The following is a 22402-nucleotide window of genomic DNA, read 5'->3' as shown; positions in this document are numbered from 1 at the left end:
ACTTGCGCTATTTCTTCCGGCGGAGGACAAGCCATGATCGACATTCCAAGGCCCGGAAGCCCGTTCCACGAGGCCTATCTGGTCGCAGCCGCGCAATGTGGTCAGCTGCCGATTACCGAGATATCCGACACGAACGAGAACTGCATCGTCAGCTCGATCGCCTGGATCGCCATGCGCGACCAGGTCAGGGCGGACCGGACCTTCGTGGCGGAGGCTGGATTTCCGATCGCCGTTCTGCTCGCCGTGATTGCAGTGGTGCGATACTGGAAAAGCCGGGCGGCGCGGTAGGTCAGCATAAAGGTGGCCGGAACGATAAGTCCCGGCCGCCGGATATATCTCTGTCGCCGCTCAATCGCTCGGCTATTTTACGACAACTCAGCCGGCGGGTTTGCGATCAAGGATGGTGCCGACTGAAGGAAGCTGATCGATGGAGCGAAGAAGTACTCGCCGCCCATCAAGGTCACCGTCTGCACGAAATCCATCACGCTGACCTTTTGTGGCTGACTATGGCCATCGATCCATTCCTTTTCGGACGGATCGCCACTGTTTGCGACCTGGCTGATGATGAAATCGACACCTTTCTTCGCCGGAACCGCCGGCTGGAATGGAAACGACGTATTGTTCGCCCAGGCACTCTGGGTGAACTCGAACTGCTGATTGACGTCGGCCATGTAAGCCATGAAAATAAGACCGACTCCCTTGTCTGGCTCATCTGAAAAATCGGGTGCCCGATCGCCATAGGTTATGCCTCGGCGCGCCATGATATGCGAGCGCTCGAATTCGTCGCCCGGCGTGCGCGGATTGGTCTTCCTGACATGCGCTCGAACGGGACATTTCAGCCCGACCGGGTCGAGTGTGTAGTCGAAGTCATTGGTTGGCGCGCCCGCCACTGGACCGCTCTGCAGTGCCGGTGTTCCGTCCTCGAAGCGACCGACAACCATCGCACCCGCGCGGTCCTCATCGGGGTTCTGTGGATCCACCGACTGCGCAAGCAGACGTTCCCTCTGCTTGGACAGCTTCACGTTCTGCTCGAGCTTGCGGTAGACGAAATAGCTGCCGCATGAAAATGTCGTGGGATTGCCCGGATCCGATACGACAAACTGGGAGGCCTTGAACTCCTCGTCCCATTTGCCACGAGGTTTGGGCATTCCATTGTTGTCGAGGAAGTCTTCGGTCAGAAACAATGGCTGGCTGATGCCATCGACATAGCCGAAATGCTCGATGCCTTCGCCTCGAACATCGCCGCCCGCCTGCTTGCGCCTCTGCGCCAGGCCGATGTCCGAACCCAGAACCGTTGCGCCGTGCTTTGCGAAAACCTTCTGCAACGCGCTGTAGGAATTGCCCACAAGTGAGGCCTGTTCGTCTGCAATCAGAACCATGGCGTCGGGGTCGTCCTTGGCGCTGTCCCAAGCCTCACCCTTTTCCCAGTGCTCCTTTTCCGGATCATTGATTGGAGGACCGGCAAACGGAAGCGGCATCGGATTGAGCCGTCCGCGGTTCCGCATCCCGGCCCTGAATGAGGCATCGGCGGGAATGTTGGCATCCGGCAAACTAAGGGCTGCATACCCTTTTGCGCTGAGGAAGACGCTGACGACCGTTTCGCCGCCGAGTTTCGTTGCCTTGAATGCTTCTGCCTCGCGCAGTTGCGTCAGCGCGGATGTCGTCACGAACGAAAGATCCCGCAGCAGGCCGGCGACCGCATCAGACTTCATGCCAGCGAAACTGAGAAAGACATTCTTGGTATGATCTCTGCCGTGCCCCTTCAGGATATTGGCCTGCAGGTCCGACAAAAGCGAAAGAAGATCCGCATCCGAAGTCCAATTTTTCCAGGTGATGGTAGTATTCAAAATAGTATCGAGCTTAGCCATGCCTCCTGCTCCTCTTGGCAAAGGGTCGAATTGACCCGAACCCAAATTACAACCCAAGGTGCTATGAAGTCCATTTAACTATTTTTGCGAGCGTCGAACCCCTCCCCCTTGCCTTATCGTCAAAAATCCGTATAAGCCGCCTTGTTCGAAACACCCGGTCTTCTGGCTGGTGGCTGAACGGAGGGTAGGTCGCGTGAGCGGCCGTAGGAACGAAAAGCGTTCCGGCCTCCCGTGTCTCCGCTCTCGACCGTCTCGATACAACAGCTTTTCTTGCCTGGGCTTGCCCCATTCCAAGAGCAGTCGTTGAGGCTTAGCCGCCGAACCCGGGTGACAAAACAACCGCAAGAAAGGCAAAGCTTACATGGCTCTTTATGAACACGTATTCCTTGCTCGACAGGATATGTCCGCACAGCAGGTTGATGCCCTCGTAGAACAGTACAAGGGTGTCCTCGAAGCAAATGGCGGCAAAGTCGGGCGCGTAGAAAACTGGGGCCTCAAGTCCCTCACATACCGCATCAAGAAGAACCGCAAGGCGCATTACGCCCTTATGGACATCGACGCACCGGCAGCTGCCGTGCACGAGATGGAACGCCAGATGCGCATCAACGAAGACGTTCTTCGCTACATGACGCTTGCCGTCGAGAAGCACGAAGAAGGTGCGTCTGCAATGATGCAGAAGCGCGATCGTGACGACCGTCCGCGCCGTGATGGCGACGACCGTGGTCCTCGCCGCGACTTCGGCGATCGTGGCCCGCGCCGCGATTTCGGCGATCGTCCCCCGCGTGAAGGTGGTTTCGAGCGCGCACCGCGCCCGCCACGTGACGCTTAATCGGTTCGAAGGAGAAAACACCAATGGCTGACTCATCCTCCTCCGCGGCACGCCGTCCGTTCCACCGCCGTCGCAAGACCTGCCCGTTCTCGGGCGCGAATGCACCGCGGATCGACTACAAGGACGTTCGTCTTCTGCAGCGCTACATTTCCGAGCGCGGCAAGATCGTACCTTCGCGTATCACGGCCGTTTCCCAGAAGAAGCAGCGCGAACTGGCCCAGGCCATCAAGCGCGCCCGCTTCCTCGGCCTGCTGCCTTACGTTCTGTCGTAATCTGATATCGGACCTGCCGGCTGTCAAAGCCGGCAGGTCCATCTCCCCTTCCGCGTTGGGCGCGGATCGGCAAAACCAAAACCCCATGTTGGGGATCAAGGCCATTGCGACATCCGTCCCGGCCTATCCCCTAACTGCTTGATGTGGCAGGACAGCGAGACAAAGTGACGAACAAGTTCCAGACAGTGCTGCCGACCGGTATCCTTGCCGGTGTTATCGCCACCGTGCTTGTCATGGGTGCGAGCGCACAGTCGTCGTTTGCCTCCATTCTCTATGCGGCTTCCGCTCTTCCCATCCTGATTGCCGGCCTCGGCTGGGGCAATCGCGCCGCCATCGTCGGTGTCGTCACCGCAGGCGTACTTGGTGCACTTCTCGTGTCGCCGATGTTTGCGCTTGCCATGGCAGTGTTCACGCTGATCCCCGCCGGCTGGTTGTCGCATCTTGCCAATCTTGCCCGTCCCGCCTCCGAACTCGGCGGCCCGGACAATCTGATGGCCTGGTACCCGATTTCCGACATTCTGCTGCATCTCTGCGGCCTCGTCACGATTGCCGTGATCGCGCTCGGCTTTGCGATCGGCTATGGCCCGGAACTGATCGACCAGATGGTCGATGCGATGACGACAGCGCTCCAGGCGCAGGAGCCCACCCTCGCCCCCGATGTCGCGAGCCTTTCCCAGACCAAGTCGCTGCTGGTGCTGATGCTGCCGATGTTCCAGGGCGGCATCTGGGTAACGCTGCTGTTTGCGGCCTTCTATATCGCGGTACGCGTCGTGTCCCGCTCCGGCCGTGCGGTTCGCCCGCGTGAGGACATGCCGTCGGCGCTGCGCATGAACCGCAATGCCATCTTTATCTTTCTCGCCGGCACCGTGATGACTTTCTTCGGCGGCGCTCCGGCGATGATCGGCGCGGTCGTCTGCGGCACATTCGGCGCCGGCTTTCTCATGGCGGGCTATGCCTCGCTTCACTTTCGGACACGCGACAAGGACTGGCGCCTGCCGGTTCTCGTCCTCTGCTACCTGTCGTCGATGCTTATCCTGCCGGCGATCGCCATTGTCGTGCTGGGTCTTTCCGACACACGCCGCACCATTGCCCTGACGCCTGCAAAATCTGCAGACGGCAGAGACGAACCACCTACGAATTGAAACTTGAAAGGAACCACAACATGCAAGTCATCCTGCTTGAACGCGTGGCCAAGCTTGGCCAGATGGGCGAAACGGTAAAGGTCAAGGACGGCTTTGCCCGTAACTTCCTTCTGCCGCAGGGCAAGGCGCTGCGCGCCAACGAAGCCAACAAGAAGCGCTTCGAATCCGAGCGTGCAACGCTCGAAGCCCGTAACCTGGAGCGCAAGGGCGAAGCCCAGACCGTTGCCGACGCGCTTGACGGCAAGACCTTCGTGATCGTCCGCTCGGCTGGCGAAACCGGCCAGCTCTACGGTTCGGTCGCTGCCCGCGACATCCTCGAGGCACTGGCTGCCGAAGGCTTCAACGTCGGCCGCAACCAGGTCGATCTCAACACCCCGATCAAGGCAATCGGCCTGCACAAGGTCGTTCTGCACCTGCATTCGGAAGTCGAAACCGAAATCGCCGTTAACGTTGCCCGTTCCGCTGAAGAAGCCGAGCGCCAGGCCAAGGGCGAAAGCCTCACCTCGGCTGACGCCATCTACGGCGTCGACGAAGACGCGCTTCGTCCGGAAGACTTCTTCGATCCGGACGCAGACGGCAACGCTGAAGACGACGAATAAGCCGTCATCGTCTAACCAGTTCGAGAAACGCCCGGGTCATCAGCCCGGGCGTTTTTTTGTCTTCTTGGGCTATACTGATGCGACCAATGACTGAGTCGCAGCGAAACACAGTCAACCGGATTCATCGTTTCACTGCGTTCTTTCTGGCACCGGCAAAATGGCGCTGTGGATAGCTGTGGAAAAGCCGCTGGGGCAAAAGGCCGGTTTCAGCACGGCGCATTTACCAGTAGAACCGGCAACTTCGACGGACAGGACGGACAGAGATCATGAACGAAGTCGCGCGCAACATCGCATCGCTGAGCAACAAGGATGCAGCGCCGCACTACCGTGAGGCTCCCAACAACATCGAAGCCGAGCAGGCGCTGCTGGGTGCGATCCTCGTCAACAACGACGCCTATTACCGCGTTTCGGACTTTCTGAAGCCCACCCATCTCTACGAGCCGCTGCACCGCAAGATCTTCGAAGTGGCGGGCGACATCATCCGCATGGGCAAGACCGCCAACCCGGTCACCATCAAGAATTTCGTGCCCGCGGACGAGAAGGTCGGCGACATGACGGTGGCGCAGTATCTCGCCCGTCTCGCTGCCGAAGCCGTGTCGATCATCAATGCCGAGGACTATGGCCGGGCGATCTACGATCTGGCGCTGCGCCGGGCGCTGATCACCATCGGCGAGGACGTCGTCAATATTGCCTATGATGCGCCGCTCGACATGCCGCCGCAGAGCCAGATCGAAGATACCGAGCGTCGCCTGTTCGAGCTTGCCGAAAACGGCCGCTACGACGGTGGCTTCCAGTCGTTCAACGACGCGGTGGCCCTGGCTATCGACATGGCTGGCCAGGCTTTCGAGCGCGACGGCCATCTGTCCGGCATTTCCACCGGCATCATGTCGCTGGACGGCAAGATGGGCGGGTTGCAGCGGTCCGACTTGATCGTGCTTGCCGGTCGTCCCGGCATGGGCAAGACCTCTCTTGCCACCAACATCGCCTACAATATCGCAGCATCGTACGAGCCGGAGGTCCAGCCGGACGGATCGATGAAAGCCAAGAATGGCGGCGTCGTCGGTTTCTATTCGCTCGAAATGTCGTCCGAACAGCTGGCCACCCGTATCATCTCCGAGCAGACCGAAGTGTCCTCGTCAAAAATCCGCCGCGGCGACATTACCGAGGCCGATTTCGAAAAGCTCGTCGCCTGCAGCCAGATGATGCAGAAAGTGCCGCTGTTCATCGACCAGACCGGTGGTATCTCGATCGCCCAGCTCTCTGCCCGCGCCCGCCGCCTCAAGCGCCAACGTGGCCTCGACTGCCTCGTGGTCGACTATATCCAGCTGATGACGGGGTCGGGCAAATCCGGCGAGAACCGCGTGCAGGAAATCACGCAGATCACCACGGGCCTTAAGGCGCTTGGCAAGGAACTCAACGTTCCGATCATCGCGCTGTCGCAGCTTTCGCGCCAGGTGGAAAGCCGCGAGGACAAGCGCCCGCAGCTTTCAGACCTTCGCGAATCAGGCTCGATCGAGCAGGACGCCGACGTGGTTCTGTTCGTGTTCCGCGAAGAGTATTACGTGAAGAACTCAGAGCCGCGCGATATGGCCGATCCGAAATACCCGGAATGGGAACAGCTGATGGACAAGGTGAAGGGGACGGCCGACGTCATCATCGCCAAGCAGCGCCACGGACCAACCGGCACCGTCAAGCTCGCCTTCCAGGCGGAATTCACGCGGTTCGCAGATCTCGCGGAGCCGAGCTTCACGCAATACGAAGAGCATTGATGAGCTCATTGCGGCACAAGTCTCTGTGATAAGATGGTCAATGCCCGCCGCCGCAAAGCGGCCGGCATCGACCAGTTTAAGGTCGCTGATCGACTACTGGGTCCGGCAGCGTCCGGTCCGGGTGCTTTCCTTGTCGCCGTCATCATAGGCAATGCCGATTTTCTCGCCTGCCAGCGCGGTGATCTTGCCCGGGTACCAGTCGCCGGCGCCCTTGTAGTTGCATTCGACCTTCATGCCGATCATCCAGTCGTACGGACGCACCGCGCTCGAAGCCACCGTTTCCCGGTCACCGTCATCGTAGCGGATGGTAACGCTGCCACCGCCGATCTTTTCGATGACACCCGGAAACCAGTAACCAGCGCCCTTATAGTTGCCGAGAACCCAGTCGCCCTTCGTCTGCGCCAAGGCTGCAGACGCGCCGGAAGCAAGAAAGCTTGCTGCCAATATGATTGAAAGTACATTTTTCACATTAGTCTCCCCAAATATAAATCCCACCGTTCCGCGACTCAATGGCGCGGGGAAACCCAATTAAACGAACAGTAAAACTGGTACATAATACAAACTGAACACTACATTAATACATCGTCGATATTTCTGTTTTTACTGGATTGCTTGGGATATTGGAAAAAAGCGTGCAGCGCGCAAAATCTCGCCCATATGTCTTTTTCCGGCCGTGGAAACGGGTAAGGATTGGCGTCGATCCGATCCATTCTGCTGAGCGCTCATGACAGATTTCGACGACGACGCCCTGCCTTTCGACGAATTCGATATCGCCCCTGCCCGGCTGACCATCGATCTCGTAGCGCTTGCCGACAACTGGCGGGAGATGGCTGATCTCTCCGGCAATGCCTCGACTGCGGCCGTGGTCAAGGCGGATGCCTATGGGCTGGGTCTCGAGGATTGCGGTACGGCGCTTTACGAGGCCGGCGCGCGCGATTTTTTCGTGGCCGTGGTTCAGGAAGGTGTGACGCTTCGAACCTATGCGCCGGATGCCCGCATCTATGTGCTGTCAGGCGTCTGGCCCGGTCAGGAAGGGACGTTCTATGAACATGGACTGGTCCCAGTCCTCGTTTCAGAAGAGCAACTCAGCTTCTGGATGGCGGTGACCGCAGAACACGGCGATCATCCTTGCGCGCTGCATATCGATACCGGGTTCAACCGGCTCGGCATTCCGCTGGAGGACGCGCTCGCCTTTGCCGACGACGTGTCGCGGCCGGCGAGTTTCTCGCCCGTCCTCGTTCTGTCGCATCTGCACAGCGGCGATACGCCCTCCTCTTCCTTCAACCGCCAGCAGCTTGAATCATTCCAGAAGGTTGCGGCGGCTTATGAAGGCATTCCTGCAAGTCTTGCGGCGTCTTCCGGTATCATGCTCGGCTCCGAATACCATTTCGACCTCACGCGCCCAGGAATTGCCGTCTATGGCGGCGAGGCTGTCGGTGGCGTCAGCAATCCGATGCGGCCGGTCGCCAAGGCCGAGGCGCGCATCATCCAGATCCGCAGCGCCAAGACCGACGAAACCGTCAGCTATGGCGGCACACACCGCCTGACCCGCGACAGCCGGCTGGCGATCGTCGCGGCGGGCTATGCGGATGGCTACAAGCGGTCGCTGTCCGGCTCCGGCGTTCCGATCCGCGACAGCATTCACGAAGGCGGTTTGGGCTTCATCGCCGGCCACCGCGTGCCGGTCGTCGGGCGCGTCACCATGGACCTGACGATCTTCGACATCACCGATGTGCCGGAACGCGATGTTCGCACCGGCGATTATATCGAGCTGTTCGGTCCCAACATGCCGCTCGACGACGTCGCGCGCGCGGCCGGCACGATCGGCTACGAACTCCTCACCAGCCTTGGCCTGCGATACGAGCGGCGGTATCTTTACGCCGACGAGTGAGACCGCAAGCGCATGCGGAGATCCCCTCTTTCGCGGGCGAAATCTTCGTGCTAAATGGGAACAAAAGGAGATCGAAATGACCGAGATCCATCTCAATGACGAGGCTCTGGCGTTTATCGAAGAGCAGGTGAAGACGGGCGCTTATGAAAGCGCTGAGGATGTCGTCGCGGCGGGACTAAGCCGTCTTGGAAGCGAAGACGAGCTCTTGAGGACGATGATCGCCGAGGCGGATGCCCAGCTGGAGAGAGGCGAGTTCGTGCGTTTCGACAATGCCGACACACACGCGGATTCGATCATCGAACGGGGGATGCGCATATTGAACCGAAAGAGCTGATTTATTCCCCGCTGGCCGATCAGGATCTCCTCGACATATTCCTGTACATCGCCGTCGACGATCCGGTCGCGGCCGGCCACTTCGTCCGAGATCTTACTCGAAAGGCTGCGTGGATTGCCTTCACCGGTTTTCCAGGTTCGCCGCGCGATAATCTCACACCCGGTCTCAAAGCACTCCCATACCGCAAGCGCTGTATCTATTTCCGCCGAACGGAAACGGCTGTCCGCATCGTCCGGGTCCTGCACGGCCATCAAAACCTTCATCCCGACCTCTTCAAGACTGACGAAACCTGATCTCATGGCAAAACCTAAAACTCAATTCGTGTGCCAGAACTGCGGCACGGTGCATAGCCGCTGGGCTGGCAAGTGCGAAGGCTGCGGCGAATGGAATACGATCGTCGAGGAAGATCCGATGGGCGGCATCGGCTCCGGTCCCGGCAAGGTGCCGAAAAAGGGCCGCGCCGTGACGCTGACGGCTCTTTCCGGTGAAACCGAGGAAGCACCGCGCATCCATACCGGCATTTCCGAACTCGACCGTGCCACCGGCGGCGGGTTCGTGCGCGGGTCGGCGGTGCTGATCGGTGGCGATCCGGGCATCGGCAAGTCGACGCTTCTGATGCAGGCGGCAGCCGCCCTTTCGCGTCGCGGTCATCGCATCATCTATGTATCCGGCGAAGAAGCCGTCGCTCAGGTTCGCCTTCGGGCCCAGCGGCTGGGTGCTGCCGATACGGAAGTGCTTCTGGCGGCCGAAACCAATGTCGAGGACATTCTCGCCACGGTGTCGGAAGGCAAGCGGCCGGATCTCGTGATCATCGATTCGATCCAGACGCTGTGGAGCGATACGGCCGATTCGGCGCCAGGAACCGTCACCCAGGTGCGCACCGGCGTGCAGGCGATGATCCGCTTTGCCAAGCAGACGGGTGCCGCCATGGTTCTGGTCGGCCATGTCACCAAGGAAGGCCAGATCGCCGGTCCGCGCGTGGTCGAGCACATGGTCGATGCGGTGCTTTATTTCGAGGGCGACCGGGGCCATCATTACCGCATCCTGCGCACGGTAAAAAACCGCTTCGGCCCGACCGACGAGATCGGCGTGTTCGAAATGTCCGACAAGGGTCTGCGCGAGGTCACCAACCCGTCGGAACTGTTTCTCGGCGAACGCAATGCCAAATCTCCGGGGGCTGCGGTCTTTGCCGGTATGGAAGGCACACGGCCGGTCCTGGTCGAGGTTCAGGCGCTGGTGGCGGCAACCTCGCTCGGCACGCCGCGCCGCGCGGTGGTCGGCTGGGACTCCTCGCGTCTCGCCATGATCCTTGCGGTTCTCGAAGCCCATTGCGGCGTGCGGCTCGGTCAGCACGACGTCTATTTGAACGTCGCCGGCGGCTATCGCATCTCCGAGCCGGCCGCCGATATGGCGATCGCCTCCGCGCTTGTTTCTTCGCTTGCCGGCATCGCTCTTCCGGCCGATCATGTTTTCTTCGGCGAAATCAGTCTCTCCGGTGCGGTGCGCCCCGTGTCGCAGACGGCGCAGCGACTGAAGGAAGCTGAAAAGCTGGGCTTTTCCGGTGCCATGCTGCCGGCCACATCCGCCGAGTTGCCGAAGGGTTCCAGCGCCCGCTGGACGATGATCGAGGACCTGCCGGATTTGGTGTCGCGCATCGCCGGTTCGGTCAAAAAACTGGGGAAGCAGGAGGAAGATGATTGATCTTCCGTTAACGCCACGGCTGATGTAAGACACGCGCTCGACGCTCTGGATCAGGCTGGGAACTCCACCCTCATCCAAGCACGAAAACGGCTGGCCCACATTGGCTTCACCAAGACGGCAGGCATGCAACGGCAGGTTCTGGAGTAGAGTTTACATGCCCATCACCATCTTTGACGGTATTGTCATCGGCGTCACCCTGTTTTCGGCCGTGCTTGCCATGGTTCGCGGTTTCTCCCGCGAGGTTCTGTCGATCGCAAGCTGGGCCGGCGCCATTGCCGCCGCCTACTATCTCTACCCGCTGCTTGTCCCTTACGCGGAAAAGTACACATCCGATCACCGCATCGCCATTGCCGGTTCGGCTGGCGTCATCTTCCTCGTGGCGCTGATCATCATCTCCTTCATCACATCCAGGATCGCCGACTTCATCATCGACAGCCGCATCGGTGCGCTCGACCGCACGCTCGGCTTCCTGTTCGGAGCTGCCCGCGGCATCCTGCTTCTCGTCGTGGCCGTTGCCTTCTGGAACTGGCTGGTCGCTGAAAGTGCCCAGCCGACCTGGGTCACCAACGCCAAGTCGAAGCCGTTCCTCGATACGCTGGTCGGACGCCTCGAAGCCGTGCTGCCAGCCGATATCGAGCCGCAGATCCGCGCCCGTATCCTCGGCAAGGAAGAAGCGCCTGTGGATGGCGCTGTTGGTACCGACCAGACGCCGGCCGAAGACGCACCGGTTACAAATAATTGACGCTGTGTTGCGCTTGATGCAGCGCACACCATCACCATTTGTGGTAACATTCGAAATCTGATGATAGACGGGCTGGTCTCCGGGGGAAATCTCCCTCGGCCAGCCTTTCCATTTTTCCTGAAAGGGTACGGCCAGATGCAGCAGCCGGGATCGCAAACATTCGATGTCAACCGCTCCAACGTATGGGACGAAGACACCCTTCATGAAGAATGCGGCGTGTTTGGCGTCCTCGGTCACCCGGATGCGGCAACGCTGACGGCGCTCGGCCTGCATGCCCTGCAGCATCGCGGTCAGGAAGCCGCCGGTATCGTCTCATTCGACGGTTTGCGCTTCCATTCGGAGCGCCGGATGGGCCTGGTCGGCGATCACTATACGGACCCGGTCACGCTCGCGAAGCTTCCCGGCAATATCTCGATCGGCCACAACCGCTATTCAACAACCGGCGAAGTCGCTCTTCGCAACGTCCAGCCGCTGTTTGCGGAACTGGAAGTCGGCGGTATCGCGATTGCCCACAACGGCAATTTCACCAACGGTCTCACGCTGCGCCGGCAATTGATCGCCGGCGGCGCCATCTGTCAGTCGACATCCGACACGGAAGTCGTCCTTCACCTCATCGCGCGCTCGCGCTACTCCTCCACCGCAGACCGCTTCATCGATGCCATCAGGCAGATGGAAGGCGGTTATTCGATGCTTGCCATCACCCGCACTAAGCTGATCGCGGCGCGTGATCCGACCGGTATCCGTCCCCTCGTGATGGGCGAACTCGACGGCAAGCCTGTGTTTGCCTCCGAAACCTGCGCACTCGACATTATCGGTGCCAAGTTCATCCGCGACGTCGAAAACGGCGAAGTAATCATCTGCGAGATCCAGTCAGACGGCTCGATCTCGATCGATGCCCGCAAGGCCGGCAATGGCCAGCCGGAACGGCTCTGCCTGTTCGAATACGTCTATTTCGCTCGTCCCGATTCCGTTGTCGGCGGCCGCTCGGTCTATGTGGCGCGCAAGAACATGGGCATCAACCTCGCCAAGGAAGCGCCTGTCGAAGCTGATGTCGTCGTGCCGGTTCCCGATGGCGGCACGCCGGCAGCTCTTGGGTACGCCCAGGAGAGCGGCATTCCGTTCGAATACGGCATCATCCGCAACCATTATGTTGGTCGCACCTTCATCGAGCCCACTCAGCAGATCCGCGCTTTCGGTGTGAAGCTGAAGCATTCGGCCAACCGGGCGATGATAGAGGGCAAGCGCGTCGTGCTGGTCGACGATTCGGTCGTGCGCGGCACCACGTCGCTGAAGATCGTCCAGATGATCCGCGATGCCGGCGCCAAGGAAGTTCACCTGCGCGTCGCAAGCCCGATGATCTACTATCCCGATTTCTACGGCATCGACACGCCGGACCGGGAAAAGCTTCTGGCCAACCAGTACGACAGCCTCGAAGCGATGTGCAAATATATCGGCGCGGACTCGCTCGAATTCCTGTCGATCAACGGGCTTTACCGCGCTGTCGGCGGCGAAGACCGCAACGATGCACGGCCGCAGTTTACCGACCATTATTTCACCGGCGACTACCCGACGCGTCTTCTCGACAAGGACGGCGAAGCGGTCGGCCGCAAGGTGTCGCTTCTGGCCAGCAACGGCTGAATGGTTTTCAATCGATCATGAACGTTTTAGAAGGCTGCGGGAACGCGGCCTTCTTTTTTGGTCGCGACTGGCAGGGATGGAACAATGACGATCGACTTGAAGGGTAGGATTGCGCTGGTGACCGGCGCCTCGCGCGGCATCGGTTACTTCACGGCACTGGAGCTGGCAAAGGCCGGCGCGCATGTGATCGCCACTGCGCGCACCGTCGGCGGGCTGGAAGAGCTGGACGACGCGATAAAGGCTGCAGGCGGCTCGGCAACGCTCGTGCCGTTCGATCTCACCGACATGGACGCGATCGACCGGCTGGGTGCCTCGATCTTCGAACGGTGGGGCAAGCTCGACATCCTCGTCGCCAATGCCGGCATTCTTGGTACGATTTCGCCGCTTGGGCATATCGAGGCGAAAGTGTTCGAAAAGGTGATGCTGACCAACGTCACCTCGATGTGGCGGCTGATCCGCTCCGTGGAGCCTCTGCTGGTGCGATCCGATGCGGGTCGCGCCCTGCTCTTCTCGTCAGGCGCTGCCGCAAAGGCCCCGGCTTTCTGGGGTGCCTACGCGATCTCGAAATCGGCTGTGGAAACCATGGGCCGCATCTGGGCTGCGGAAAACACGCACACGACGCTCAAGGTCAACATGGTCAACCCGGGCGCCACGAGGACCGCGATGCGGGCGCAGGCCGTGCCTGGCGAAGATCCGGAGACACTGCCGCATCCTTCAGAGGTGGCGCAGAAGATTCTCTTCCTCGCCTCGCCAGAGCTTACCGACAGTGGCCGCATGTTCGTGGTGCGCGAAAACCGGTTCGTCGATTTCAGAATGCCGGAATAACCGGATAGACCGACAGCCCGGACGTTTGGGGGAATCTAGTCATGAGCCTGGAACAGTTGATCGGTGAGTATGGACCGGTGGCCGTGTTTCTGGGAGCGGCTGTCGAGGGCGAGACGGCAGCGTTTCTCGGCGGCGTGATTTCCCACCGCGGCCTCATGCCCTACTGGCAGGCCGCGGCGGGTGCCTTCTTGGGATCGCTGATCGCTGACCAGGCGCTGTTTTTTGCGGGCCGCCACGCCAACCGCGTGGCAATCGTCCAGCGGATGATGAGGGTAAAGGCTGCAGAACGCGTCCGCACCCTGCTTGCTGCGCATCCGACGGGCTTCATCCTCTCGTTCCGTTTCATCTACGGCATCCGCACCGTCAGTCCCTTGATGATCGGACTTTCCGGCATCTCGCCTCTTCGCTTCTTCTTTCTCAATCTCATCGCCGCATTCGTCTGGGGCGTCGGGATAACGGCGATCGGGTACCTGTTCGGCAACGCGGTCGAGGCGCTGTTTGGACATTTGAGACTGCATGTTCACATGCTCGCAGCCCTCGGCGTAATCCTTGTTGCGGTTGCCGTCACCGCATTCCTGGCGCGCAAGACGTTGTCACGCATGTGGGCGGGAACCCGAAATTAGGTCGCACGCCGTTCGGACATCTCAGTTGCTCGTGAGAGCCGAATGGGTGCTCAGCACCTTTTCGAGAAGAACATCGTCGTCGCGCACGCCGAGCTGGTAGAAGCGAATTGCCATGGCCGCCAGCCTTGCGGCAGACGGATCGTGCCTGGAGCGACCGGTCATCCAGCGCGCGACGTTGTATATTCGCGCCAGCCGTTCCAGCTCACCCGGATCAAGCGGCTTTCCCACGAAGGTCGTTCTTACGTCCATGACCCTGCCTCCCACTCTTCATCAGTGATTTCTAATATTAGGCAGAATGGACAAAACGCAAAACACAGGTTTTGGTTAAGATTAACCGGTAACTAAACGCGGGCGGTGTAAACCGCTTTTCAACAGCTTTTTCGATGGGATTTCGGACCGGGAACGCATCAGCAAATCTCTTGACCAAACAGTGGCCTCGCGCCATAAACGACGGATGAACACGGCGATTTCCATCTGCGGGATCATTATTCGCTCAGCGTAAAGCGCTGGCCTGGCCGTTTTCGTCTCTCGAAAAGCTTTGAAGACAAACGCTCTGGTCCGCTCGCCATAGATGCATGCGTTGTCAGGATGTTGGGAGATTTTTCGATGAGCGTCACGCTCAAGCTATACAATACCTTGATCCGCGCAAAGACGGCGTTCGAGCCCATCGATGCCGACAACGTCCGCATGTATGTCTGCGGCCCGACGGTCTATGATTTCGCCCATATCGGTAACGCCCGGCCGGTGATCGTGTTCGATGTGCTATTCCGGCTGCTGCGGCACGTGTATGGCGACGCACACGTGACCTATGCGCGCAACATTACCGACGTGGATGACAAGATCAACGCCCGGGCGCTGCGCGATTTTCCGCATCTTGCGCTCAACGATGCGATCCATGCGGTGACCGAAAAGACGGCAAAGCAGTTCCACGACGACGTCGCGGCCCTTGGCTGCCTTGAGCCCAGCATCGAGCCGCGCGCCACGGACAATATCGCGCAGATGATCGCTATCATCGAAAAGCTGATCGGCAACGGCAACGCCTATGTCGCCGAGGGCGAAGTGCTGTTCGACACCAAGTCGATGGCCGATTACGGCCAGCTTTCCAAGCGTCCGCTGGATGAGCAGCAGGCGGGTGCGCGCGTCGCTGTTGATGCGCACAAGAAGAACCCGGGTGATTTCGTGCTGTGGAAGCTTTCCTCCCACAACGAACCCGGCTGGGACAGCCCCTGGGGACGCGGTCGCCCCGGCTGGCATATCGAATGCTCGGCGATGAGCGGCCGCTATCTCGGCGAAGTCTTCGACATCCATGGCGGCGGGCTGGACCTGATCTTCCCGCACCATGAAAACGAGATTGCCCAGTCGCGCTGCGCCCATGGCACCGACGTGATGGCGAATGTCTGGATGCATAACGGCTTCGTGCAGGTCGAAGGCCGCAAGATGTCGAAGTCCGACGGCAATTTCATTACCATCAACCAGTTGCTGGATACCGATACATTCGGCGGCCGCAAGTGGCCGGGCGAGGTGCTGCGCCTCGCCATGCTGATGACGCATTACCGCGAGCCGATCGACTTCTCGATCAAGCGCATCGAGGAGGCCGAGCGGCTTCTTGCCAAATGGCCGGCCGTCGACCTCGCCGACATTCCTTCAAGCACGCAGCCCTGCCCGATCGTCCTCGACGCGCTCGCCGACGACCTCAACACGGTTGCCGCGATCCAGCGCATCCACGCACTGGCGCAGGAAGCCAATGCCGACAGCACGCTGCTGCCGATGTTTGCCGCCAGTGCCGCCCTTCTCGGCGTCGCGCCGGAAAAGACGGAAGTCGACGGGGCGCTTGCAGAAGCGGTGGATGTGCTCGTCGCGCTGCGTCTCGAAATGCTCAAAGCGAAGAACTTCGCCGAAGCCGACCGCATCCGTGACGAACTGTCAACCAAGGGCATCCAGCTGAAGGATGGCAAGAACGCCGAAACCGGCGAACGGGTGACCACGTGGGAGGTAAAGCGCTAACGCTTGCCGCATGGGCGGGGTGGTCCTATGCTTTTCGCACGGGACCACCCAAAGGATGAGGGAGGATGACATGAGTGCAGAGCGCCAAGCAAACCCTGTGGGCAGTCGCGGCCGTCAGACCTCGCTACGGGGCAATGCATGACGAGCCATGACATTTACACCGGCGGCTGTCAGTGCGGCGCCCTGCGTTTTCGCCTCGACGGCAAGCCCGACCATGTCTCGATCTGCCATTGCCGCATGTGTCAGAAGGCGTTCGGTGCCTATTATGCGCCCCTCGTCTCCACCCGCGGCACCGGCTTTTCCTGGACGCGCGGACAGCCGAAATACTTCCACTCTTCGAACCATGTTCGGCGCGGCTTCTGCGACAATTGCGGCACGCCGCTGACCTATGAGGCGGCGGACGGTATCGCGGTTTCGGCCGGTGCTTTCGACGATCCATCGGTGCTGCCGCCGTCGGTCCAGTATGGCACCGAAGGCAAGGTGGCGTTCGTGGATCATCTGCACACCCTGCCCGGGCACGATACGATGGATGATATCGACGAGGCGCCATTCCTTTCCGATATCGTTTCCAACCAGCACCCGGATCACGATACACAGACGTGGCAAACAGTTCCCGCCGATCGCGGAATGACGAAGGAGGACGACGCATGAGTGAAACGGAAAAAGCCGGTCAGCCGAGAACCGGCGGGTGCCAGTGCGGCGCCGTGCGTTTCAGGATCAACGGACAGCTCGGTCGTGCCTCCATCTGCCATTGCCGGATGTGCCAGAAGGCGTTCGGCGGTTTCTTCGGGCCGCTTGTCGCAGCGCCGCAGGACGGTGCTGAGAGTGGGGTCGAGTGGACCCGCGGGGAGCCGAAATACTTCCAGTCCTCGATTAATATCGACCGCGGCTTTTGCGCGGAATGCGGCACGCCGCTCACCTATCGTACGCCGACCAGCCTCGATATCGCCATCGGTGCCTTCGACGAGCGCGACGACCTGATGCCGCAGGTGCAGGTCAACCACGCTTTCCGGCTGCCCTGGGTGGAAACGATCTTCGACGCTCCCGTTCATGGCGATACAGACTACTATTCGAAGCAGGAGCAGATCATCTCCTTCCAGCATCCCGATCACGATACGGAAAACTGGCCCGCGAAAGGTCTGCATCTATGACGGAAGTGCTGCGCACGCTCTACCCGGCAACGACTGCCTTTGAGACCGGTACGCTCGATGTTGGCGACGGTCACTCGATCTATTTCGAACGGCATGGCACGAAGGGGGCAAAACCCGTCGTCTTCCTGCATGGCGGCCCCGGAGGCGGCATCACGCCGATCCAGTCACGGCTGTTTGATCCTGAACTCTACGACATCCTTCTGTTCGACCAGCGCGGCTGCGGCAAGTCGACGCCGCATGCGAGCCTTGAGGCCAACACGACCTGGCATCTGGTCGCCGATATCGAGCGGCTGCGCGAGATGGTCGGCGTCGACAAGTGGCAGGTGTTTGGTGGATCCTGGGGTTCGACGCTCGGCCTCGCCTATGCAGAGACACATCCCGAGCGGGTAAGCGAGCTGCTGCTGCGCGGCATCTATACGCTCACCAGAGCCGAACTCGACTGGTACTACCAGTTCGGCGTCTCGGAGATGTTTCCCGACAAATACGAGGCGTTTGTCGCACCGATCCCCGAGGATGAGCGCCACGAGATGATGGCCGCCTATCACCGCCGCCTGACAGGATCAGACACGGCAGCGCAGCTCGAGGCGGCCAAGGCCTGGAGCATCTGGGAGGGATCGACGATCACCCTGCTTCCCGATGCGGCGCTGACCGAAGGCTTCGGCGAAGACCATTACGCCATCGCCTTCGCGCGCATCGAAAACCACTTCTTCATGAATGCCGGCTGGCTTGACGAAGGCCAGCTGCTGCGTGATGCGACAAAACTCAAGGGCATTCCGGGCATCATCGTGCACGGCCGTTACGACATGCCCTGCCCGCTCAAATACGCCTACCAGTTGTCGAAGGTCTGGACCGACGCAGATTTCCACATCATCGAAGGCGCTGGACATGCCGTATCGGAACCGGGGATTACGGATCAACTGATCCGGGCGACGGATCGGTTTGCGGGGAAGGCATAAATGCGAAAGCTTGCGGGGCGTCTCGCCCCGCATTCGGCTCCCGCCAACTTCTCCCTGCGGGCGGGGAGAAGCGATATGCCTCACCCCTCCCGATCAACATCCCGTTATGCCGGTTGAGATTAACCGCCGGCCGGCACAGTTAGGGCTCCCTGCCTTATCGCATCCTCCTGAAGCCGAGCCTCATCGACGTGTTTCATCTCGCCAAAGCCCTTCTGTGCCTCTACGTCGTCCTCCGCTTCCTTCTGCCGCTGCCTTGGCCCCGCTGGGCGAAGGGAACGATCGCGGTCGTGCTGATGGTGGTGTTCCAGCACAGTCTCATTAGTCGGATTGTGTTTGGCACGATGTTTTCGCCTGAAGTGCCGCGGATGACGATGATCGTCGTCAACTGGATGGCGGGCACGATCCTGCTGCTTAGCATATTTCAGCTTGTGCTCGATCTGGTCTCCCTCGCCACGGCAGCACTTCGCCGTCGCCGGATCCGGATACCGGTCGGGCTGCGCTACGGGATCGGTGCACTCGCCATGTCGCTTGCGGCTTTTGCCGTCAATCAGGCAATCCGGGTGCCGCCGGTCAAGGAAGTCGAGATCCGGATCCCCGACCTGCCGGCGCAGTTTGATGGCTACCGGTTGATCCAGCTGACGGATCTTCACATCAGCCGGCTGTTTCAGGCGCCCTGGGTCGAAGAGACGGTAGCCAAGGCCAATGCCCAGAATGCCGACCTCATCGTCATCACTGGCGACCTGATCGATGGCGATCTGCAGGCCCGCAATCTGGATGTTGCCCCGCTTGCCAAACTGCGCGCTCCGGACGGCGTCTTCACCATTCCGGGCAATCACGAATATTACTTCGGCCATGACGACTGGATGCGGCAATACGAGACGCTTGGCCTTCGCACCATTTCCAACGGCCACGTGGTGCTGTCGCGCGGCGGTGCGCAGATGGTGCTTGCCGGCGTCAACGATCTCAACGCCACGCGGTTCGGTCTGGAAGGCCCTGACCTTGCCAAGGCGCTATCAGGTGCGCCGGCCGACGTGCCGGTCATCCTCCTCAATCACCAGCCACGTGATGCGAAGCTTTCGGCCGACGCCGGGGCCGATCTGCAGCTGTCCGGCCATACGCATGGGGGCATGATCTGGGGGGTCGATCGCCTTATCGCCCGCTTCAACAACGGCTTCGTGTCCGGTCTCTACGACGTCGATCAGATGTCGCTCTATGTCAATAACGGTACAGCCCTGTGGATCGGTTTTGCGCTCCGGCTGGGCGTGCCCTCGGAACTCACCGTGATCACGCTGCGGCCGAAGTGAGCCGCGTTATCCAGTGTGAGTATGGGCTGGAGCGGTCGCGCCACTGATCCATGCTTCACAGAAATGAATTGGCCGGGGGCTCTGCCTTGGTGTATCCCGCCAGCCAACGATAACAAATTGCCGGAAACGCCCTGATGGCCACCGATACCGTTCCCCTCGCCGCACAACCCGCGGGAGCGAAGAACGAGGACACGCCGCGCGGCTTTGCCTTCGGCATCACCGCCTATCTCCTGTGGGGCGTCCTTCCCTTCTACCTGAAAGCGGTCGCGCATCTTCCGGCGCTGGAAGTGCTGGCGCACCGCGCCATCTGGTCGGTGCCGATCGCCGGCCTCGTGCTGATCATTCTCGGACGCACCGGGGATGTGAAGACCGCGATCCGGACGCCGCGCATGCTCGGCATGGCCTGCGTCACCGCCGCCTTCATCACCGCCAACTGGGGCATCTATGTCTGGGCGGTCTCGAACGGTCATGCGATCGATGCCGCGCTCGGCTATTTCATCAATCCGCTGTTCAGTATCCTCATGGCAGCGCTGGTGCTGAAGGAAAAGCTTTTGCCGATGCAGAAGGCGGCGATCGGGCTTGCCGTGGTCGGTGTCGCAATCCTCACCTGGGGTTCGGGCGGACTGCCGTGGGTGTCGCTGGCGCTGACATTTACCTGGGGTTTTTATGCCCTCTTCCGCAAGACGCTGCCGATCGGTCCGAACCAGGGGTTTTTCCTCGAAGTGCTGCTGATCAGCATTCCGATGCTGCCCTACCTCATCTGGCTGGAAGCGACGGGCCAGGGCCATTTCCTGAACGGTGTCGGCTACGATGCGGCCCTGCTTGCCTTTGCCGGTATAGCGACAGCCGTGCCGCTGATGATCTATGCCAATGCCACCAAGCTGCTGAAGCTGTCGACCATCGGCATCATGCAGTATATCGCACCGACAATGATCTTTCTGACCGCTGTGTTTATCTTCAAGGAGCCGTTGAGCGGCATCAAGCTCACCGCCTTCGTGTTCATCTGGTCGGCACTTGCCGTCTATACGCTGGCGATGCTGCGGGACCTTCGCAGCCGCTGACCGCCCATCAGGAGATTTCGTTCATGCAGATGTCAGATATCCCCTTCGGCACGACGGACTGGTCGCAGATTGAGCCGACCGTCCACAAGGGTGACACCGGACACTCGACCTGGCGCACCCGCCATTTCGGACCAATCCGGGTGCGGATGGTGGAGCATTCGCCGGGCTATCTCGCCGACCACTGGTGCGAGAAAGGCCATATCCTGCTGTGCCTCGAAGGTGAGATGACGACCGAACTTGCCGATGGACGCGTATTTGTGCTGAAACCCGGCATGAGCTATCAGGTGGCCGACAGCGCCGAACCGCACCGGTCCTCGACGACACTGGGCGCCAAGCTCTTCATCGTCGACTGACGCGTCTCTAGCTTCTCTGCAGCGCAAGATGCGCGCCGAGACCAACCAGGATGGTGCCGCCTGCTCGCGGGGCAAGCTTTTGCGCGCTCGTCGATCGATTGAGCCGTGCCATCACCAGGCCGGCAAGGGCGACGGCGAAGATATCGGCAATCGTGAAGATCACGCTGACGGCCAGTCCCAGAACCACGAATTGAACCCAGACCGGAAAGCTGGCTGCGCTGTCGATGAACTGCGGCAGGAAGGCCAGGAAGAAGATCGCCGTCTTCGGGTTGAGAACCTCGACGACGATGCTTTCGGCAAATGCCTTTCGGGCGGATCTCGGCGTCTCCGCCTGCAGATCGCCTGAACCCGCAGCCTTCGCGCGAAACAGGGAAATGCCGAGCCAGACCAGGTAGATCGCGCCTGCAAGCTTCACCAGTGCATAAACCACCGGAACGGCGTGAAAGAGAACCGAAAGGCCAGCTGCTGCAGCGATGATATGGGCGTAGGATCCGAGATGGACGCCAAGCACCGCCATCATGCCCGCCTTGCGGCCGGCAGCGATCGTGCGGGCCGCTACGTAAAGCATCGCGGGTCCCGGAATGAACGCGAAGATGGACGTCGTCACAAGGAAGGCGAGCAGGATATTCCAGTCTGGCATGCGGTGCTCCTGTTCCCTACCCTCGGCGGGAGCCTGAAACCCTAGAGTTTCGAAATGACGGCGGCTTCGCCCTTTGACGCAGCCTGCTGTTCGTCGCGGTCGAGAATGGCCGGCACGATGTCATCCACGTCAGGGATCACCATCGGCTGTACCAGATGCCCCCGGTGGATGAAGCCTTCCTCGCGCATATGGGTGACGAGCGACAGCATCGGATCCCAGAACCCGCCGATATTGGCAAATACCATCGGCTTCTCATGACGGCCGAGTTGGCCCCAGGTCATGATCTCGACGATCTCCTCCAGAGTGCCAATGCCGCCCGGAAGGGTGACGAAGGCATCGGAGCGTTCGAACATCTTGTGCTTGCGCTCATGCATGTCCTTGGTCACGATCAGTTCGTCGAGCTGGCCGAGCGAATGGCGGGTTGCCTCCATATCGACAAGAAAGTCCGGAATGATGCCCGTGACCTTGCCGCCATGCGCCAGAACGCCTGCGGCAACCGCACCCATGATGCCCTTGGTGCCGCCGCCATAGACCAGCCGCAAACCGTGGGCTGCAATGGACTTTCCGAGCGCACGGCCGGCCTGGATATAGGCGGGATCGCGTCCCGGCTGGGAGCCGCAGTAAACGCAGATGGATCGTATTGGCACAGTTTTCTCCGTCAAGCACTTCAAAGAGTTGGCACGCGACGCACCAACCATGA

Annotated in this window: 26 protein-coding genes; 21 read left to right on the top strand and 5 right to left on the bottom strand. The window is 60.4% G+C overall.

What is annotated here, in order from left to right:
* The first annotated feature begins 33 nt into the window (after positions 1–33).
* Positions 34–288: a hypothetical protein gene (locus ACQY1P_RS10610; protein WP_430256370.1), complete on the top strand. Its 255-nt coding sequence runs from the start codon at positions 34–36 to the stop codon at positions 286–288.
* 77 nt (positions 289–365) lie between these two features.
* On the opposite strand, the gene ACQY1P_RS10605 is transcribed toward ACQY1P_RS10610, so the two are convergent.
* Positions 366–1868: a Dyp-type peroxidase gene (locus tag ACQY1P_RS10605; protein ID WP_430256369.1), complete on the bottom strand. Its 1503-nt coding sequence runs from the start codon at positions 1866–1868 to the stop codon at positions 366–368.
* A gap of 361 nt (positions 1869–2229) precedes the next feature.
* Here ACQY1P_RS10605 and rpsF point away from each other — a divergent pair, with 361 nt between their 5' ends.
* The 5 genes from rpsF to ACQY1P_RS10580 all read left to right on the top strand — a co-directional run bounded on the left by rpsF (position 2230) and on the right by ACQY1P_RS10580 (position 6479).
* Positions 2230–2697, top strand: a complete 468-nt coding sequence (gene rpsF, locus ACQY1P_RS10600; protein WP_062453344.1) for a 30S ribosomal protein S6 — start codon at positions 2230–2232, stop codon at positions 2695–2697.
* A gap of 23 nt (positions 2698–2720) precedes the next feature.
* Complete coding sequence (gene rpsR / locus ACQY1P_RS10595) at positions 2721–2969, top strand: 30S ribosomal protein S18 (protein WP_062453345.1); 249 nt, start codon at positions 2721–2723, stop codon at positions 2967–2969.
* A 164-nt stretch (positions 2970–3133) separates the two neighbouring features.
* Positions 3134–4111 carry a DUF2232 domain-containing protein gene (locus tag ACQY1P_RS10590; RefSeq protein ID WP_113111099.1) on the top strand — a complete coding sequence of 326 codons (978 nt, stop codon included), beginning with the start codon at positions 3134–3136 and terminating at the stop codon, positions 4109–4111.
* A gap of 20 nt (positions 4112–4131) precedes the next feature.
* Complete coding sequence (gene rplI / locus ACQY1P_RS10585) at positions 4132–4710, top strand: 50S ribosomal protein L9 (protein ID WP_062579849.1); 579 nt, start codon at positions 4132–4134, stop codon at positions 4708–4710.
* Between the two features lie 266 nt (positions 4711–4976).
* A complete protein-coding gene (locus tag ACQY1P_RS10580; protein WP_062579847.1) occupies positions 4977–6479 on the top strand; it encodes a replicative DNA helicase in 1503 nt (500 codons plus the stop codon).
* A gap of 93 nt (positions 6480–6572) precedes the next feature.
* On the opposite strand, the gene ACQY1P_RS10575 is transcribed toward ACQY1P_RS10580, so the two are convergent.
* Positions 6573–6947: a tudor domain-containing protein gene (locus ACQY1P_RS10575; protein ID WP_062579845.1), complete on the bottom strand. Its 375-nt coding sequence runs from the start codon at positions 6945–6947 to the stop codon at positions 6573–6575.
* Positions 6948–7203: 256 nt separating this feature from the next.
* On the opposite strand from ACQY1P_RS10575, the gene alr reads away from it, so the two are divergent.
* The 8 genes from alr to ACQY1P_RS10535 all read left to right on the top strand — a co-directional run bounded on the left by alr (position 7204) and on the right by ACQY1P_RS10535 (position 14233).
* Positions 7204–8370, top strand: a complete 1167-nt coding sequence (gene alr / locus ACQY1P_RS10570; protein WP_430256368.1) for an alanine racemase — start codon at positions 7204–7206, stop codon at positions 8368–8370.
* A 76-nt stretch (positions 8371–8446) separates the two neighbouring features.
* Complete coding sequence (locus tag ACQY1P_RS10565; RefSeq protein ID WP_062453351.1) at positions 8447–8704, top strand: ribbon-helix-helix domain-containing protein; 258 nt, start codon at positions 8447–8449, stop codon at positions 8702–8704.
* The gene (locus ACQY1P_RS10560) at positions 8686–8997 is read left to right on the top strand and encodes a type II toxin-antitoxin system RelE/ParE family toxin (protein WP_430256695.1); all 312 of its coding nucleotides are present in this window, start codon (positions 8686–8688) and stop codon (positions 8995–8997) included. Before ACQY1P_RS10565 ends, ACQY1P_RS10560 begins: the two co-directional genes overlap by 19 nt.
* 4 nt (positions 8998–9001) lie before the next feature.
* Positions 9002–10405 carry a DNA repair protein RadA gene (gene radA, locus ACQY1P_RS10555; protein ID WP_062453352.1) on the top strand — a complete coding sequence of 468 codons (1404 nt, stop codon included), beginning with the start codon at positions 9002–9004 and terminating at the stop codon, positions 10403–10405.
* 154 nt (positions 10406–10559) lie between these two features.
* Positions 10560–11147, top strand: a complete 588-nt coding sequence (locus ACQY1P_RS10550; protein WP_062579839.1) for a CvpA family protein — start codon at positions 10560–10562, stop codon at positions 11145–11147.
* 135 nt (positions 11148–11282) lie between these two features.
* On the top strand, positions 11283–12785 hold the full coding sequence (gene purF, locus ACQY1P_RS10545) for an amidophosphoribosyltransferase (RefSeq protein WP_062579838.1): 1503 nt from the start codon (positions 11283–11285) through the stop codon (positions 12783–12785).
* Between the two features lie 84 nt (positions 12786–12869).
* Positions 12870–13610 (top strand): SDR family NAD(P)-dependent oxidoreductase, encoded by a 741-nt coding sequence (locus tag ACQY1P_RS10540; protein ID WP_430256367.1) that lies wholly within the window; start codon positions 12870–12872, stop codon positions 13608–13610.
* A gap of 41 nt (positions 13611–13651) precedes the next feature.
* Positions 13652–14233: a DedA family protein gene (locus ACQY1P_RS10535; protein ID WP_174195923.1), complete on the top strand. Its 582-nt coding sequence runs from the start codon at positions 13652–13654 to the stop codon at positions 14231–14233.
* A gap of 21 nt (positions 14234–14254) precedes the next feature.
* On the opposite strand, the gene ACQY1P_RS10530 is transcribed toward ACQY1P_RS10535, so the two are convergent.
* A complete protein-coding gene (locus tag ACQY1P_RS10530; RefSeq protein WP_062453357.1) occupies positions 14255–14482 on the bottom strand; it encodes a hypothetical protein in 228 nt (75 codons plus the stop codon).
* A 357-nt stretch (positions 14483–14839) separates the two neighbouring features.
* Between ACQY1P_RS10530 and cysS the strand changes: the two genes are divergently transcribed.
* From cysS to ACQY1P_RS10495, 7 genes are all read left to right on the top strand, one after another.
* Entirely contained in the window at positions 14840–16237 is a 1398-nt protein-coding gene (cysS, locus tag ACQY1P_RS10525) for a cysteine--tRNA ligase (protein WP_430256366.1), read from the top strand.
* Positions 16238–16375: 138 nt separating this feature from the next.
* Entirely contained in the window at positions 16376–16888 is a 513-nt protein-coding gene (locus tag ACQY1P_RS10520) for a GFA family protein (RefSeq protein WP_430256365.1), read from the top strand.
* Positions 16885–17388 carry a GFA family protein gene (locus ACQY1P_RS10515; protein ID WP_113111107.1) on the top strand — a complete coding sequence of 168 codons (504 nt, stop codon included), beginning with the start codon at positions 16885–16887 and terminating at the stop codon, positions 17386–17388. The genes ACQY1P_RS10520 and ACQY1P_RS10515 overlap by 4 nt, the downstream gene beginning before the upstream one ends.
* Positions 17385–18344 carry a prolyl aminopeptidase gene (pip, locus tag ACQY1P_RS10510; RefSeq protein ID WP_430256364.1) on the top strand — a complete coding sequence of 320 codons (960 nt, stop codon included), beginning with the start codon at positions 17385–17387 and terminating at the stop codon, positions 18342–18344. Before ACQY1P_RS10515 ends, pip begins: the two co-directional genes overlap by 4 nt.
* A gap of 188 nt (positions 18345–18532) precedes the next feature.
* Positions 18533–19648, top strand: a complete 1116-nt coding sequence (locus tag ACQY1P_RS10505; protein WP_430256363.1) for a metallophosphoesterase — start codon at positions 18533–18535, stop codon at positions 19646–19648.
* A gap of 134 nt (positions 19649–19782) precedes the next feature.
* Positions 19783–20709, top strand: coding sequence for an EamA family transporter RarD (gene rarD, locus ACQY1P_RS10500; protein ID WP_113111110.1), 927 nt, complete (start codon positions 19783–19785; stop codon positions 20707–20709).
* Positions 20710–20732: 23 nt separating this feature from the next.
* Positions 20733–21062, top strand: a complete 330-nt coding sequence (locus tag ACQY1P_RS10495) for a DHCW motif cupin fold protein (RefSeq protein WP_062579824.1) — start codon at positions 20733–20735, stop codon at positions 21060–21062.
* Between the two features lie 7 nt (positions 21063–21069).
* Here the strand turns inward: ACQY1P_RS10495 and ACQY1P_RS10490 are convergent, their stop codons facing one another.
* Together ACQY1P_RS10490 and ACQY1P_RS10485 are read right to left on the bottom strand one after the other, a co-directional pair.
* A complete protein-coding gene (locus ACQY1P_RS10490; RefSeq protein WP_430256362.1) occupies positions 21070–21702 on the bottom strand; it encodes a LysE family translocator in 633 nt (210 codons plus the stop codon).
* Between the two features lie 41 nt (positions 21703–21743).
* Positions 21744–22364: a TIGR00730 family Rossman fold protein gene (locus tag ACQY1P_RS10485; RefSeq protein WP_430240761.1), complete on the bottom strand. Its 621-nt coding sequence runs from the start codon at positions 22362–22364 to the stop codon at positions 21744–21746.
* Positions 22365–22402 lie beyond the last annotated feature (38 nt).

The organism is Neorhizobium sp. DAR64872/K0K18 (assembly GCF_050500175.1).
Lineage (GTDB): Bacteria > Pseudomonadota > Alphaproteobacteria > Rhizobiales > Rhizobiaceae > Neorhizobium > Neorhizobium soli.
This window is presented reverse-complemented; position numbering and strand designations above follow the sequence as displayed.

What these genes read in the sequence shown, in the direction of transcription:
- rplI (WP_062579849.1), top strand. Translation starts at nt 4,132, where the DNA reads ATGCAAGTCATCCTGCTTGAACGCGTGGCCAAGCTTGGCCAGATGGGC.
- ACQY1P_RS10515 (WP_113111107.1), top strand. Translation starts at nt 16,885, where the DNA reads ATGAGTGAAACGGAAAAAGCCGGTCAGCCGAGAACCGGCGGGTGCCAG.
- ACQY1P_RS10565 (WP_062453351.1), top strand. Translation starts at nt 8,447, where the DNA reads ATGACCGAGATCCATCTCAATGACGAGGCTCTGGCGTTTATCGAAGAG.
- rarD (WP_113111110.1), top strand. Translation starts at nt 19,783, where the DNA reads ATGGCCACCGATACCGTTCCCCTCGCCGCACAACCCGCGGGAGCGAAG.
- cysS (WP_430256366.1), top strand. Translation starts at nt 14,840, where the DNA reads ATGAGCGTCACGCTCAAGCTATACAATACCTTGATCCGCGCAAAGACG.
- ACQY1P_RS10520 (WP_430256365.1), top strand. Translation starts at nt 16,376, where the DNA reads ATGACGAGCCATGACATTTACACCGGCGGCTGTCAGTGCGGCGCCCTG.
- ACQY1P_RS10605 (WP_430256369.1), bottom strand. Translation starts at nt 1,868, where the DNA reads ATGGCTAAGCTCGATACTATTTTGAATACTACCATCACCTGGAAAAAT.
- ACQY1P_RS10550 (WP_062579839.1), top strand. Translation starts at nt 10,560, where the DNA reads ATGCCCATCACCATCTTTGACGGTATTGTCATCGGCGTCACCCTGTTT.
- rpsF (WP_062453344.1), top strand. Translation starts at nt 2,230, where the DNA reads ATGGCTCTTTATGAACACGTATTCCTTGCTCGACAGGATATGTCCGCA.
- pip (WP_430256364.1), top strand. Translation starts at nt 17,385, where the DNA reads ATGACGGAAGTGCTGCGCACGCTCTACCCGGCAACGACTGCCTTTGAG.
- purF (WP_062579838.1), top strand. Translation starts at nt 11,283, where the DNA reads ATGCAGCAGCCGGGATCGCAAACATTCGATGTCAACCGCTCCAACGTA.
- ACQY1P_RS10540 (WP_430256367.1), top strand. Translation starts at nt 12,870, where the DNA reads ATGACGATCGACTTGAAGGGTAGGATTGCGCTGGTGACCGGCGCCTCG.
- ACQY1P_RS10530 (WP_062453357.1), bottom strand. Translation starts at nt 14,482, where the DNA reads ATGGACGTAAGAACGACCTTCGTGGGAAAGCCGCTTGATCCGGGTGAG.
- ACQY1P_RS10580 (WP_062579847.1), top strand. Translation starts at nt 4,977, where the DNA reads ATGAACGAAGTCGCGCGCAACATCGCATCGCTGAGCAACAAGGATGCA.
- ACQY1P_RS10490 (WP_430256362.1), bottom strand. Translation starts at nt 21,702, where the DNA reads ATGCCAGACTGGAATATCCTGCTCGCCTTCCTTGTGACGACGTCCATC.
- ACQY1P_RS10535 (WP_174195923.1), top strand. Translation starts at nt 13,652, where the DNA reads ATGAGCCTGGAACAGTTGATCGGTGAGTATGGACCGGTGGCCGTGTTT.
- radA (WP_062453352.1), top strand. Translation starts at nt 9,002, where the DNA reads ATGGCAAAACCTAAAACTCAATTCGTGTGCCAGAACTGCGGCACGGTG.
- rpsR (WP_062453345.1), top strand. Translation starts at nt 2,721, where the DNA reads ATGGCTGACTCATCCTCCTCCGCGGCACGCCGTCCGTTCCACCGCCGT.
- ACQY1P_RS10495 (WP_062579824.1), top strand. Translation starts at nt 20,733, where the DNA reads ATGCAGATGTCAGATATCCCCTTCGGCACGACGGACTGGTCGCAGATT.
- ACQY1P_RS10610 (WP_430256370.1), top strand. Translation starts at nt 34, where the DNA reads ATGATCGACATTCCAAGGCCCGGAAGCCCGTTCCACGAGGCCTATCTG.
- alr (WP_430256368.1), top strand. Translation starts at nt 7,204, where the DNA reads ATGACAGATTTCGACGACGACGCCCTGCCTTTCGACGAATTCGATATC.